The sequence below is a fragment of the Tepidanaerobacter sp. EBM-38 genome (genome assembly GCA_001896545.1).
GTDB lineage: Bacteria > Bacillota > Thermosediminibacteria > Thermosediminibacterales > Tepidanaerobacteraceae > Tepidanaerobacter.
Genome location: MPOT01000074.1, coordinates 1 through 12,814, shown reverse-complemented (window position 1 = coordinate 12,814; position 12,814 = coordinate 1). Strand labels below are relative to the sequence as shown.

General features: G+C 38.3%; 18 protein-coding genes and 1 pseudogene. 3 read left to right on the top strand and 16 right to left on the bottom strand.

Features of this window, described 5'->3' with window-relative positions:
• From BUC45_RS08430 to BUC45_RS08420, 3 genes are all read right to left on the bottom strand, one after another.
• Positions 1-813 (bottom strand): ribonucleotide reductase N-terminal alpha domain-containing protein (locus BUC45_RS08430; RefSeq protein WP_296971617.1); only part of this gene is annotated, 813 nt, incomplete at its 3' end.
• A 423-nt stretch (positions 814-1,236) separates the two neighbouring features.
• The gene (locus BUC45_RS08425; protein WP_013779237.1) at positions 1,237-1,656 is read right to left on the bottom strand and encodes a transcriptional repressor; all 420 of its coding nucleotides are present in this window, start codon (positions 1,654-1,656) and stop codon (positions 1,237-1,239) included.
• Positions 1,657-1,664: 8 nt separating this feature from the next.
• On the bottom strand, positions 1,665-1,790 hold the full coding sequence (locus tag BUC45_RS08420) for an RCKP-type rubredoxin-like domain-containing protein (RefSeq protein WP_173391421.1): 126 nt from the start codon (positions 1,788-1,790) through the stop codon (positions 1,665-1,667).
• 233 nt (positions 1,791-2,023) lie between these two features.
• Here BUC45_RS08420 and BUC45_RS08415 point away from each other — a divergent pair, with 233 nt between their 5' ends.
• The gene (locus BUC45_RS08415; RefSeq protein WP_013779239.1) at positions 2,024-2,152 is read left to right on the top strand and encodes a hypothetical protein; all 129 of its coding nucleotides are present in this window, start codon (positions 2,024-2,026) and stop codon (positions 2,150-2,152) included.
• A gap of 48 nt (positions 2,153-2,200) precedes the next feature.
• Here BUC45_RS08415 and BUC45_RS08410 read toward each other — a convergent pair whose 3' ends face one another.
• The 8 genes from BUC45_RS08410 to BUC45_RS08375 form a co-directional block, all read right to left on the bottom strand.
• Positions 2,201-3,085, bottom strand: coding sequence for a patatin-like phospholipase family protein (locus BUC45_RS08410; protein ID WP_296971615.1), 885 nt, complete (start codon positions 3,083-3,085; stop codon positions 2,201-2,203).
• A 149-nt stretch (positions 3,086-3,234) separates the two neighbouring features.
• Positions 3,235-4,185 carry a thiamine pyrophosphate-dependent enzyme gene (locus BUC45_RS08405; RefSeq protein ID WP_015295799.1) on the bottom strand — a complete coding sequence of 317 codons (951 nt, stop codon included), beginning with the start codon at positions 4,183-4,185 and terminating at the stop codon, positions 3,235-3,237.
• Between the two features lie 8 nt (positions 4,186-4,193).
• Entirely contained in the window at positions 4,194-5,375 is a 1,182-nt protein-coding gene (gene porA, locus BUC45_RS08400) for a pyruvate ferredoxin oxidoreductase (RefSeq protein ID WP_296971614.1), read from the bottom strand.
• Positions 5,365-5,733, bottom strand: a complete 369-nt coding sequence (locus tag BUC45_RS08395) for a 4Fe-4S binding protein (protein WP_296971612.1) — start codon at positions 5,731-5,733, stop codon at positions 5,365-5,367. Before BUC45_RS08395 ends, porA begins: the two co-directional genes overlap by 11 nt.
• Positions 5,730-6,308, bottom strand: a complete 579-nt coding sequence (locus tag BUC45_RS08390) for a 2-oxoacid:acceptor oxidoreductase family protein (RefSeq protein WP_296971610.1) — start codon at positions 6,306-6,308, stop codon at positions 5,730-5,732. Before BUC45_RS08390 ends, BUC45_RS08395 begins: the two co-directional genes overlap by 4 nt.
• 361 nt (positions 6,309-6,669) lie before the next feature.
• Positions 6,670-6,942 (bottom strand): pro-sigmaK processing inhibitor BofA family protein, encoded by a 273-nt coding sequence (locus BUC45_RS08385; RefSeq protein ID WP_296971609.1) that lies wholly within the window; start codon positions 6,940-6,942, stop codon positions 6,670-6,672.
• 34 nt (positions 6,943-6,976) lie between these two features.
• A complete protein-coding gene (locus BUC45_RS08380) occupies positions 6,977-7,255 on the bottom strand; it encodes a DUF2508 family protein (protein ID WP_296971608.1) in 279 nt (92 codons plus the stop codon).
• 76 nt (positions 7,256-7,331) lie between these two features.
• Complete coding sequence (locus BUC45_RS08375; RefSeq protein ID WP_296971606.1) at positions 7,332-8,879, bottom strand: coenzyme F420-0:L-glutamate ligase; 1,548 nt, start codon at positions 8,877-8,879, stop codon at positions 7,332-7,334.
• A gap of 314 nt (positions 8,880-9,193) precedes the next feature.
• Here BUC45_RS08375 and BUC45_RS08370 point away from each other — a divergent pair, with 314 nt between their 5' ends.
• On the top strand, positions 9,194-9,451 hold the full coding sequence (locus BUC45_RS08370) for a hypothetical protein (protein WP_013779248.1): 258 nt from the start codon (positions 9,194-9,196) through the stop codon (positions 9,449-9,451).
• 122 nt (positions 9,452-9,573) lie between these two features.
• On the opposite strand, the gene BUC45_RS08365 is transcribed toward BUC45_RS08370, so the two are convergent.
• Positions 9,574-10,659: a VIT1/CCC1 transporter family protein gene (locus BUC45_RS08365; RefSeq protein WP_296971605.1), complete on the bottom strand. Its 1,086-nt coding sequence runs from the start codon at positions 10,657-10,659 to the stop codon at positions 9,574-9,576.
• Between the two features lie 229 nt (positions 10,660-10,888).
• On the opposite strand from BUC45_RS08365, the gene BUC45_RS08360 reads away from it, so the two are divergent.
• The gene (locus tag BUC45_RS08360; RefSeq protein ID WP_296971603.1) at positions 10,889-11,284 is read left to right on the top strand and encodes a CBS domain-containing protein; all 396 of its coding nucleotides are present in this window, start codon (positions 10,889-10,891) and stop codon (positions 11,282-11,284) included.
• A 125-nt stretch (positions 11,285-11,409) separates the two neighbouring features.
• Here the strand turns inward: BUC45_RS08360 and BUC45_RS08355 are convergent, their stop codons facing one another.
• The 4 genes and pseudogenes from BUC45_RS08355 to BUC45_RS08340 form a co-directional block, all read right to left on the bottom strand.
• Entirely contained in the window at positions 11,410-11,841 is a 432-nt protein-coding gene (locus tag BUC45_RS08355) for a hypothetical protein (protein WP_296971602.1), read from the bottom strand.
• A 7-nt stretch (positions 11,842-11,848) separates the two neighbouring features.
• Positions 11,849-12,019 (bottom strand): hypothetical protein, encoded by a 171-nt coding sequence (locus tag BUC45_RS08350; RefSeq protein ID WP_296971600.1) that lies wholly within the window; start codon positions 12,017-12,019, stop codon positions 11,849-11,851.
• Between the two features lie 32 nt (positions 12,020-12,051).
• On the bottom strand, positions 12,052-12,300 hold the full coding sequence (locus BUC45_RS08345; RefSeq protein ID WP_296971598.1) for a hypothetical protein: 249 nt from the start codon (positions 12,298-12,300) through the stop codon (positions 12,052-12,054).
• Positions 12,263-12,814, bottom strand: a pseudogene (locus tag BUC45_RS08340) (SAM-dependent DNA methyltransferase); the annotation flags it as partial. The pseudogene BUC45_RS08340 and the gene BUC45_RS08345, both read right to left, overlap by 38 nt.

The window sequence follows — 12,814 nt, the reverse complement described above, 5'->3', positions numbered from 1 at the left end:
ATATGTATTTTTCTTAAGGGCTAACCAATCACCTTTTTTTATATCTTTTGCGTGTTTCCAAATATAGTTGCCGTCACTGTCGATTACCCGGAGCCGGTGTTCATGTGTTATACATACAGAATATCCGCACTCCGTGGATATTTTCTTGACCTTTGCTTTACCGTGAACATAAAACTCGTCGGCCTCTTTTACACCTTCATCGGTATACAATTTTAGCGGTGTTTCATATTTATGCCAGCTGTCCTCCGGGAGATCACAAGGGCCTAATTCTTTTATTTTAATAAGGCCGTTCACCGTAGCAATTCGAGTATTTTCATCCACACACCCACCTTGTTTTACAGCCTCGGTAGCTGCATTAAACACCTTCATAAAGGATATGGGGCCTGATGCCACACCTCCGGTAGATTTAACCATAGCTCCCTTTGGGCGAAGACGCGAAAAGCTAAATCCTGTCCCGCCGCCGCTTTTATGTATAAGTGCTGATGATTTTATTGAATCGAATATCCCTTCCATCGAATCCTCCACAGGCAGCACAAAGCAAGCCGAAAGTTGGCCAAGCTCTCTTCCGGCATTCATCAGCGTGGGGGAATTCGGCAGAAATTTAAGTTCCGATATCATATCATAAAATTTCTTAGCCCAATCATCAGATTTATCCTGAACATACTTTAGCTCTGCCTTAGCAATGGCATTAGACACTCTTTCTATCAAAGTCTCGGGAGTTTCTATAACCTTACCGCTTGAATCCTTGGCAAGGTATCGTTTTTCTAAAACCACCCTTGCATTTTCCGTCAAATTTATTTTGTCCGTTCCCATCAGATCACCCTTTTTGTTTTGATTGCCTATTTCTTTTAAATCAAATTTTCCCCTATTTACGGTATCTTAAACAGGATTTATAAAATTAAAATTTGTTAAGACTTTACAAAACAGCTTCTTAATAATTCAGAATAGTATATACTATATCTAGTAGTAATTTAATTATATAATACTATATATTGCCTTTTCAAATCCAAAAAAGAGCGTATAGTAAATTTTTATCTCTTGATTACTGTGTAGCTATCTTTCCCTCTGTCTTATTTATTATTACGAAATATGGTTCCGGTTAAGAAATAACTTTGTTAAAGGCGGCGGCGCTTTATAAGGGTTTGGCCGATAAATCAAATACTGATTTCACTATAAAAAATCAATCTTTACCTAAAAAGCCAATATAAAAAAGACGATCTGAAAAGACCGCCTTTCTTAAACCTGCTGCTGTTCTTTTTTTTTCTTGCAATCCGGACAAAGACCATAAAATTCAGTTCTGTGGAAAAACACTTCCACATCATTTTCTCGAGCTACACATAAATCCAATTCTTTATCTACAGGACATCCTTTAATATCTATTACTTTCTCACACTCAGTGCAAACAAAATGATAGTGATTTTCCGGGTTACCGTCAAAACGACTATACTTGTTGCCGCAATTGAGCTCTATTATCTCGCCTAAATCTTTAAGCATGCCTAGATTTCTGTAAACTGTACCAAGACTTATATTAGGCATTTCTTTTTTTACTTGTTCATAAATCCAATCAGCCGTGGGATGTGTATCAGTATTTTTTAATGTCTTTAAAATTAAATCTCTTTGCTTAGTCTTACGAATAAAACCTTTTTTATTATCCATTTAATCCCTTATTTATCCTCCTTGGGTGCTTCTACCTTAGTAAAGGTATCCTTGGCTTCGCACTCCGGACATTTCCTAGGCTTACAACGACTTTCTTTCTCATACCCACAGGCACTGCACTTGAATACTGCCATCATTGACACCTCCAATATTAATAATGATTATTATTTTAGTATAGTATATAGCAAAAATTTTATTATGTCAATATTGAGAGTTTTTCTGTTTTGACACTTTTATATTTAAAATAATGGATAAAAAAATATATTGTTTTAAAAAAAATATATTTTTCATTGTTGACTTTCTGACACAAAGGTATATAATAAATACAATAATACTTGTATACAATCATTCGTAAGGGGGCTTTTATATGGAATGTTATAATGACAGTTCAGCCTTTTCAATTTACGAAGAAGAAAAACAGGAAAAAAGTGTTGAAGATATCCTTGAAGATTACATGCTAGACTTCCTATATAAATCAGGGTATATGGAACATTAAGCAACGCAAAAGTTCTCCATATGCCTTTTTATTTATGATGATAAATATTCAATTATTTATATTAGGCAGTTCCTTTTTCGCCGCTATCTCCCCATACTTTATAATTTCAGGTATACGGTCAAAATCTTTATATCCGATGCCCTGTATATCAGGATAGATGTAATACCCCGGATTTTCCTTTCTTATATAGTATGACAGCTCATCTCCCATAATATCTATTGTTGCCATGAGAATATCCACAATTGAATCCACTTTTGCTCTATTCTCCGATACTCCCAAATCTACGCCTATAACTTTTTTTGCTTTCTGAGCGTGCAGAATATCCACGGGTATATTATTTTTTATGCCTCCATCTACTAATGTATGGCCTTTAACTACTTTCGGAATGAATATCCCGGGTAAGGATATACTGGCTCTTACTGCCACAGCCAAACTTTGATCCGTTATAAAAACCGTATTATTCATTTTCTTTCTTGGAACATTATTTTTAGGACAAAATATCACTGTTTGACCTGAGTTTATATCAACACTAACCACTGATAGCGGAACCTTCAAGTTGTTAAAATGCTTTCTCTCTAGAACATCTTCAAGCAAGCTTTCAATTTTTTCTCCCTTCAACAGCCCTTTTGGAAAAGTCCAATTAAGCATGGGCCTTTTAGTCCAATAATAATAAAGCAGTAATAAGGTATATACTCCCGGAATAGTCGGGTCCAGCAAATGTACGGGATTAATATCCTTAAATTTTTTTGCCAATTCGTTAAAATTTACATCAGCAGCATACAAAGCACTAACTATACTTCCTGCGCTGGTTCCAGAAATTATATCAGGGTAAATACCATTTTCGATTAGTGTTTTTAATATCCCTAAATGTGCCGCACCTCTTATCCCCCCGCCGCTTAATGCTAAACCAAATCTAAATGTACTTTCTGCCACCCTCACACCCCCTCATAAATACACACTTTTATATATAGCTTATTATTAAAATCCAATTTTGTTGAAAGAAAAATAAATCCCGTATCACTTCAAACCTGTAGTAATACGGGATTTATTTAAGTTTTTAAGTGTGAAGGATTTAAAAAGAGTTAACGTGGGGGTAATTCAGGTTCTTCGCCACAACGTTCAAGAAGAGCAAGCCACTGTTTGTCCACTTCTTCTTGAATGCGCTTCAGTAAATCTTCATTACCCGGTGCAAATACATGTTTAAACCTTCCTTGAGGTTTTAAAAATTCTTCAACAGATACATATTTCTTAGGTTTACTATTAAGTTTCCATTTACCGTCTTCCACCTCATAAAGGGGCCAAAAACGTGTTTCGACAGCCTTTTTAACCAAGTCCACAATATCCGGAGTGTTGTACCTCCATCCTCGCGGGCAAGGTGATAAAATATTGATAAACGCCGGGCCGTCAACTTCAAAGGCCTTCTTTGCCTTTTTATGGACATCCTGCCAATTGCTTATTGCCGTCTGAGCTACATAGGGTATATTATGTGCTGCTATTAAGGCTGCCAAGTCCTTACGAGGCTGCTGTTTTCCGGGAATAACCTTTCCAGCTGGGCTCGTAGTAGTATCGGCACCTATAGGTGTCGCACTTGAACGCTGAATACCGGTATTCATATAAGCACCATTATCAAGACAGACATATACCATCTTATGGCCTCGCTCCATAGCACCGGAAAGTGATTGCAAGCCTATATCATAAGTCCCTCCGTCACCACCGAAGGCCACAAATTTAAAGTCATCCTTCAATTTACCCTGTTTCTTTAATGATCTATATGCAGCTTCTACACCGCTGATGGTAGCAGCAGCATTTTCAAATGCGTTGTGTATAAAGGAACAATTCCACGCCGTATATGGATATATTGTGGAGGCAACTTCAAGGCAGCCTGTGGCACAGCCTACTACCACATTTTCATCGTTTTCCAGGGCATTTAAAACCATGCGCACTGAAATACCATGCCCGCATCCGGCACAAAGCCTATGACCTCCAACAAATCTTTCTTCAACTTGAGCAAGTTCTTTTAATGTAGCCATCATTGCACCTCCTATTCTCTAAGTCCTAAATATCTTACAAAATTATCAACTTTTCCCGTCTTGATGATGTCATCAAGATCGCTGTATATCTGCTCTACATCTTCCAATCGCAAATCTCTGCCACCAAGACCATACACATAGTTTACTACCTTAATATCATTTTTTAAATCATAGAGAGAGTTCCTCACATCAGCAAACATAGGCCCTCCCAGTGTAGAGAAGGTCTCAGCTCTGTCAAGAACCGCTACCGCTTTTACACCCTTTAGTGCATCAGCGATAGCTTCATGCGGAAATGGCCTGAATGCTCTTGGTTTTAATACGCCTACTTTAAGACCTTTAGCTCTGAGCTCATCGCAAACTCCTTTAGAGCTGCCTGCTGCAGAGTTCATTACTACTACGGCCATATCAGCATCATCGAGCTTGTACGCATCGACCAGACCATAATTCCTGCCGGAAATTTTTGCATACTCTTTGCCGACTTCTTCTATTACTCTTTTTGCAGCTTCCATAGCTGCTACCTGCTGGTACTTGTGTTCAAAATAGTAATCATACATGTCAAAGCTACCCATTGATACGGGCTCATTTACATTTAATAAAGCCTCACGCGGCTTATATACTCCAATAAAGTTTTTGACAGTTTCATCATCCAGTATTTCCAGCACGTCTAAAGCATGGCTGGTAATAAATCCGTCATAGTTTACGCTGACAGGCAACTGTACATCGGGGTGTTCAGCAATACGGATTGCCTGTATCATATTGTCATAAGCTTCTTGAGCATTTTCCGAAAACAGTTGTATCACGCCTGCTTGCTTAATTCCCATAGCATCACTATGATCGCAGTGGATATTGATAGGACCACTCAAAGCTCTGTTGGCTACGGGAAATACAATTGGAAGTCTCATAGAAGCAGCTATATATACTACCTCGAACATATAAGCTAGACCCTGGCTTGATGTACAAGTCATAGCCCTAGCTCCGGCCGCTGATGCACCCATGGTAGCACTCATAGCACTATGTTCACTTTCAACTGTGACAAATTCCGTATCTACCTTACCATTTGCCACAAAGGAGGAAAACATCTGAACAACTTCCGTAGAAGGAGTTATTGGATAAGCTGCAACTACATCCGGATTTATCTGTCTCATAGCCTGAGCAACAGCTTCGTTTCCGGTCAAAGCAACCTTATTCTTCATCTTTTTGCGCCTCCTTCTGCTTTTCTATTTCGTCTTCAGAAATCATTTCAATAGCGTGTGCAGGGCAAACATTGGCACAAATGCCGCAACCCTTACAGTGTTTATAATCAAAGGAATCGAATTTCCCGCCGGTAGAAATTATCGAAGCATCCGGGCAATACCGCCAGCAGATTAGACAATGTATACAGCGCTCCTCGTCCCAAACAGGCCTGATGGTGCGCCAATCACCGGTTTCATATGTGCTGGCATTTCCCGGTGTGTATATATTACCTGCTTTTGTTAGTTCTTTCCAATTCATATCAGGGCTTATGCATTTACTTGAACAGCACTGACTCAAATTTTTATCACTGGGTGTCATTCGCCCTTCACCTCCTGATAAGCCCTTTCTATAGCTTTTATGTTACCAGCTATAACTTCAGGCTTAGTCTTAAATTTCTTCTCAAGCTCACCCTTTACATTTTTGATGAACTCGTCATAGGGCATAAGGCCGGTAGCCTTTACAAAAGCTCCCATTAAGGGTGTATTGGGAATGACTCTGCCAATGGTGTCTAATGAAATCTGGTTGGCATCAACAGTAAATATTTTGCCACCTTTTATATTGAGCTTCTTTCTTACTTCCTGTGGAGTTTTTGTGGTATTTACAATGTAGATTCCATCTTCAGGCACCCCAGCCGTAACTTTTTCCCCTAATAAAGTCGCATCTAATACAATGACAATATCCGGGTTAATTACATTTGAATGAATATGAATGGGCTCATCACTTATTCTATTAAATGCAAGAATAGGTGCTCCCATTCGCTCTGGGCCGTATTCAGGAAAGCCTTGAACATACTTTCCCATTTGGGCCACAGTTTCCGCAAGCATTAAGGCTGCAGTTTTAGCTCCTTGCCCGCCTCGTCCATGCCAGCGGATTTCCAGTACTTTTTCTGACATTAAAAGTCCTCCCTTCATATAAATATCATATTTATATTTTACCTAAAAAAAGCAATATTACACATATAAATATGGCTCAAAAGCAATATTTGGTTTTACTTGACAAATTAAAAAACTGTTGTAGTAAAGATATATAAATCAAAAACTGTTATAATACATACGCTTCTCTTGCCTAGTACAGATTGTATGTATTATGATTTTTAAGATATTAATGACTATAACAGTTATTTCTTTTTAAGTATAACAGACTACTTAAATGTGGTCAAGATATTCTAAGGCATTAAATGATAAAATTTTTCAATAAGATTTTCTTTTAAAAAATAAGGAGCCCGTAAAACCGGCCCCTGTTGAGATGTGTAGTTCACCCTGCCAGTATGTATTGCAGAACCACCAGCATTATAACCCCTGGTACGCCCAAAAAACCTACCACCAGCGCCGTTACTGGATTTAAGGCTATATGAAGGCCTATATACCCTCCGAGAAAGTTTAACAGCAGTAAAACAACTCCGCCGATTAGTGCGTTGTACATGAGCTTTAATACGATTTTCAGGGGCATGATTAGAATCCGGCCAACTATATACAACAACAAAAGACCAAAAGCATAAGCCAAGACTGCAGCAAAATCTATCTGCACCTTCTCTCCACCCCCATTGTCTTTTTTTACTATGCTATTTTAGCTCTTCTATATTTATACCTTCATTTTTTGCTTTATTTAAGAGATAGATATACTTCCTTCGAGCGGCCTCTTCTGTAAAAATTGCATAATCTACCAATTCAGGATCTAAAACACACTGAAAATATTTCTGAGCCTGAATCCATTCTTCATAGGCCTTTCTAATTTCATCAGTAAGCCGTATTTTCGGTGTTTCTATGGTTTCATCATCATTGTCCGAAAGTAGCCGAGAAGGCAGTTTCGAAAAGATGTTTAAAATATCGTCTTTTGTCATAAAACTCATCTCCTTACTAGAAATTATAACCATTTATTTACATGGCTATACGGGAGATGAGTTTTAAAAATATAGTTTAATTTGCTCTAGAATATTGGAATCCGCGAACAAGTACAATAGGTGTTCCGGCATCCGCAGACCCCGCTACTAAGTCAGCTAAGGTAGCTACAATACTGGTTACACTTCTGGGAGTAGTTCCTAAGCTTTCTTTAGTGATTTTATCCTGTTTGTTTTTTAACATATTTTCAATATCTTCTCTTGAGTAACCTTGGTTATATAATGTATCCACCTGAAGCTTAAGCTTACTACCTGTCCTAAGGGCGGCACTCTTAAGTCCGCTGCTTACTCCAATAGCCGGATGTGGGTCTGCCATTTCATATATTCCTGTGTCCGGGTCTTTGTAAGCACCATCTCCAAAAATCAACACCTCTACATCTTTACCGCTAACTTCTCTAATCTTGGTTTTGATATTTTCAGCGGTACCGTCGGCATCGCCAGGCAACAGTTTAAGTACACCTTTTTCAAAATCAGAAACGTTGGAACCAATCACACCCCATGGCCCTGGTCCTATATCCTGTAATGTCAAAACCGGAACCATGGCGCCAAAAGATGTAAATAACTCCTTTAGCTTATCACGTTCATGAACCGCTGAAATGCATACGCCGTTAATATATCCGCGATCATAAACCTTTAGCGGATTATTGGTAAATAGCACTTCGCCTTCGGCGTCGCCCGATTCGATCATCTCAATATACAAATCTCTATAATCAATACCCGTAATAGGGTGGGAAAATTTAATATTTTCCAGCTCATTGATATAAACCACATCGGGATCATGGTAGCTTTCCAACTGTGGACCAAAGTCATAAGTCTTTGCTTCATCAGAGGTTTCGGCATCCGCCATAACAATCTTATGGTGGCCCAAGTCAACAGCAATCACCATTGCCTGCTCCGCTCCGTCCACATCTTGCTTAATCTCAATGGCCTTTTTCTTAGCTTTTTCTAAATTAGCAAAGGTAACCTCAGCTACAGCTAGCTTACCTTCCGGAGTTCTCACCGTCAAATCTGCAATACCTGTGCCGGTAATCTTTCGTATGCTCAAAATATTGTAACCTAGTTCTTGTAATTTTAAAGCAGCTATAATCTCCCGTATAAGGACATTTAGCTGTGGCGTATTCTCTCTTGCCTCTCTAAGGCTTTTTAAAACCTTTTTCAATCTGATTCGCGTTGTAGCAAATTCTTCATCCATTACCTGATTGCCTACTTCATCCAGCGGCATCGAAAGCTGCACAATAACTTTCCCACCGCGTGTAGCCATGGCCAGCGCTTTTAATACCAAGGCAAATCGATTCCTGCTTGCAATGGGACTGATAACCGCTAAAGTACTTTTTGGTTTTAAGTTCAATTTTTTTTGAATATCTTTAGCTAAATCGCTACAAGATATGTAACGATTCTGAGAACGGGCTACCACCGCTTCAGTAACACATATAATGTCCTTATCTTCTACAAATGATTTTACTGCTTCAGTTGTAATTGCAGCAATATCATCATTAGGAAAGATAAGACCGGTCTTCAGACCAATAGCCGCTACGCCTGTAGCTGTAGGAAGAGAAAATTTCTCCATGGGGCAACATCCTTTCTTTTCCATATCAAGCACATAATTAATTAGAATTAGTTATGCTACATACCTATTATATCAATAAAATCTAAAAAATAACATTAAAAAACTAAAAAATATTAAGTTCTACATAATAAAACTGCTTTTAACCATGTTTATAGTACATTTACAAAAGCGGTTCTAACAGCTTCTACTCACTGATAGTATTTTTAATAGTAATTATTATTGACGAATTATTCACAAGTATGTTAAAATATTTATATCAGATAGAATATCAATTTATTAAGCTTCACACAAGATAAAATTAGGGAGGTATGAAAATGAACTGCTATAATCTAATGGCTGTATTGATTAACCACCGTTCAAAAAATGCCGGTGAAGTTCAGGAAACCCTCACAGAGCACGGCTGTATTATAAAAATGAGATTGGGTTTGCATGAAACGGATAATGCCTGTTCTGAAGAAGGGTTAGTTCTGCTTCAGCTCGGCGGCACCGAAGCCGAACGTAAAAGCCTGGAAGATAAGTTAAATTCTATACCAGGTGTAAAAGCTAAGAGTCTTGAGATTTGTGCCGATTAACTACACATTTCAATTATCTCAGGGATACCAGGGGCAGTTGCATATTCGTACATAAAAGCCCCGTATAAAGCCGAAAGCCATGCATGTAAGTGGTAAAACCATCTTACATGCATGGCTTTGATTTATGCACTGATGCCAAATACATTTTGCACTAAAAGCCCAAATAGGTATGAAATCCCAGCAGCGCCTAGACCTGTTATTACCATCTCGGCTATTTTACCTTTTATATTCGAATTCCCAGCTGTAACAGATACTATGGTAGCTACACTGGCTAAAGCCAGAGCTGCTAAAAAAGCGGATAAGGCTAATGCGGCAAAAGATGAACCCATTATAAAATACGGAAGCACTGGAAATACTACGCCTATGATATACGCAATACCCGTAAATATTGCTGACTTTATCTCATCCTCATCAGATTCTTCTACAAGCAAGCTGACCATTGATTCATGGTTTTCACCTATCTTATCGGCAACTTCTTCTCCTACATCCTCCGGCAGACCGGATTCGGTCAACTTAGACACCAACTCTCGCTTGGCCCTTTCTTCGGAAACGCCAAAAAGCAATTCCAACTTCTTTCTTATGCCTTCATTTACCTGACGCTGTGAGCGAACAGAAATAAAACTGCCTATAGCCATGGAAAGGGCTCCGGCCAATCCAACGACTAAACCATTTATCCCGACAAACAGCGGATTATTCGGATATACCGCCGACAAACCGGTAACGGCTCCCAAAAGCTCTACCAGACCGTCATTCATCCCCATAATAAAATCTCTGATATTTTCTGCCGGCAATGCACTTTGCTGGGATTCAAAGAAATTTTCATGATCCAGCTCTTCTTCAATTATCTTTTTAAGGCCTTTGATTTCATCATCAGACATCTTAGCAGACTGAAGAAACTTATAATAGGTTTCCGTGCTTAGGGATTCTGTCATCTCTAAAATTGACAAGTAAAGCCTTGGGCCTAATATTGCCCGAAGGAGTTTTGACCCGCCCAAGCCAAGAGAATCGCTACCTTTTTTAGGAGCATGTCCCCTCCTATCAAGAAATTCATACCAGAAATTTGCATGGGCTGTTTCAATACTGCAAAGCTCATGAAATTTTTTCTTCATATCTTCATCTTTCTCAACTTCCGAAAGATATGCATAAAGCTTTGCCGCTTTTATTTCTTCTTTATAAAACGATAATGCAGAGCTAATTTCATCGAACATTATAATCACCCCTTACTATATATATCACTTAAACAACCATTCATCAAATAATATTTTACTAACTATAGGAAATAAAAACAATAGTAAAATCTATGAATCCTGACCAATAAAAAACTTTTTAAAAAGCCACTGTCTCTTCTATTTTCATGCCACTCGATATTCTAGTAAAAAAATGATATATTAAATATAGGAAATAGATTGACAAAATTTTTAGGAAAGGGGTAATCTTATGAAAATCAAAGAAATAATGAAGTCTCCGGTAATCGTAATAAGACCTGATGAGACTGTTGATAGGGCACTCGATATAATGAATCAAGAAAAAGTAAACGGTACCCCCATTGTAGATGAAAATAATCGTCTGGTTGGAATGATTGTAAAGGCGGATATTTACCGTTTTTTGATGGATCCTGGACATTATAAAAGCTGCCCCGTAGAATGGGTCATGACAAAGGAAGTTATAAAGGCGCATGCGGATGAAGAAATATTGGATGTTGCAAAGCGCCTGAGAGATTACAATATTATTGCATTACCTGTTGTAGAAGGCGACAATGATGAGGTTGTAGGCATTATCTCGTTTGAAGACATATTAGATTACTATATAGAGCAGCAAATGAATCAATACTAGTTTCAAGCAATAAACAAATCCTATAACTTATGAACGGTTATTCAGTTTTTCCTAATTTCTCTCAATACACTGCTTAATCTGCTATATCTATAAACTGGGTTGCGTATGCTTTACATCCAAATGCATTACGCCCCCTTGCTAAGTTTCTCGTAGGTTTCAACTAGCATGTACTCCATGAGGGCATTTCTAAACTGTTCATCGTCTAAGACGCGAGTGAAGAACGTTCGGTTCTGGTCCATTCTGTCAACTACCTTATTTATAAAGACTTTTTCAAAGGCAAGTTTAAAATCATCGATAGTATTTGTCTTAGCTTTTAGGACTAAGTCCTCGTCAGCGGCAAAATCTTCTTTAATCTGCTCTACTGACAGCTGATCTGCTTTTGTAAAATCAGTATCAAAGCGCTCATTAAGACGTTCAATGATGCTTGAAAGGTATTCTTTTTGGTTCTCGTGCACCTTTCCTCCCCCATACCTTGGCGGAGAAACCGGTACATTTTCATAATTTTCTCCAAGCGAGATACTTCCTTCAAATGTCTTTTTAGTCGTATAATATTCCAAAGCGATCTCATCTGCCAGATGAATAGTAGAACCCTTCTCCTTGGGCAGCTTTTTTAATTAGGTAAGTTAAATACACATACAGCTTGTGCAGCTCTGTCACTTCTTCCACAATAGTAGCCTCATAATAAGGCTTAAAGGCTTCCTGAATATCCTCTGCCTTATTTACAAAGTCAAGCACAAAGGTATCTTCTTTTCCCGGACAAGTCCTGTTTAGCCTTGATAGAGTCTGAACAGCCTTAACACATCGATCATGCCCCGATTGTTAAGCTCTCGGTTTAATCTGCTCAGTATCTTAAATCTGTACTGGTCCTTGTAGATTTCCTTTAATTTATCCATCTTCTTAGGCTGAGTATCCTCTAAAAACTCAAAAAGAATCTTAGCATCAAGTGCAAACTCCCTATTATAGTCGGCAGGATTGCCCTTAATATAATTGGAGTTTTTGCCGGATGCTTTTTTCAAGTTGTTTTATTTCTTCTAAGATTTCTTCGGAGGGTCTTAGCGGTTCATATTTATAAAAATGTCGTGTGAAAGGGATTTCGTATCCGATTTTTGTCTTGGACTCATCTATCCAGGCATCTGGCACATGGGGTTTTACTTCCCGTTCAAAGTAATCATGTATATCTTCTTTTAAAGGTACATTTTCCGTATCTCTCAAATCCGGATCCGGTTCAGGGTTTCCTTTGGTATCCCGGCAGATATCCGCTGTTTCATCTTTCTCTGATAAGGCTGAAATAACAGCTTTAAGCAGTGTATTATCAAGTTTTACATCGCTGTTCTTGAAGGCTTTTTTAAGCTCTTTTGTAAATACATCTCTATTTTTATACATAATATCAGAATTCATAGTTTTCAATACCGCTATAATCTGCTGCTGCAGTTTCTTGCCTTCTTCTATTTCGCAAAGACCTGCTGCACCTTTTTTCTTAGATTCGGCAAGTTTTTGAAAGTTTCTCTCGTTATAGAGGTTATTTATTCT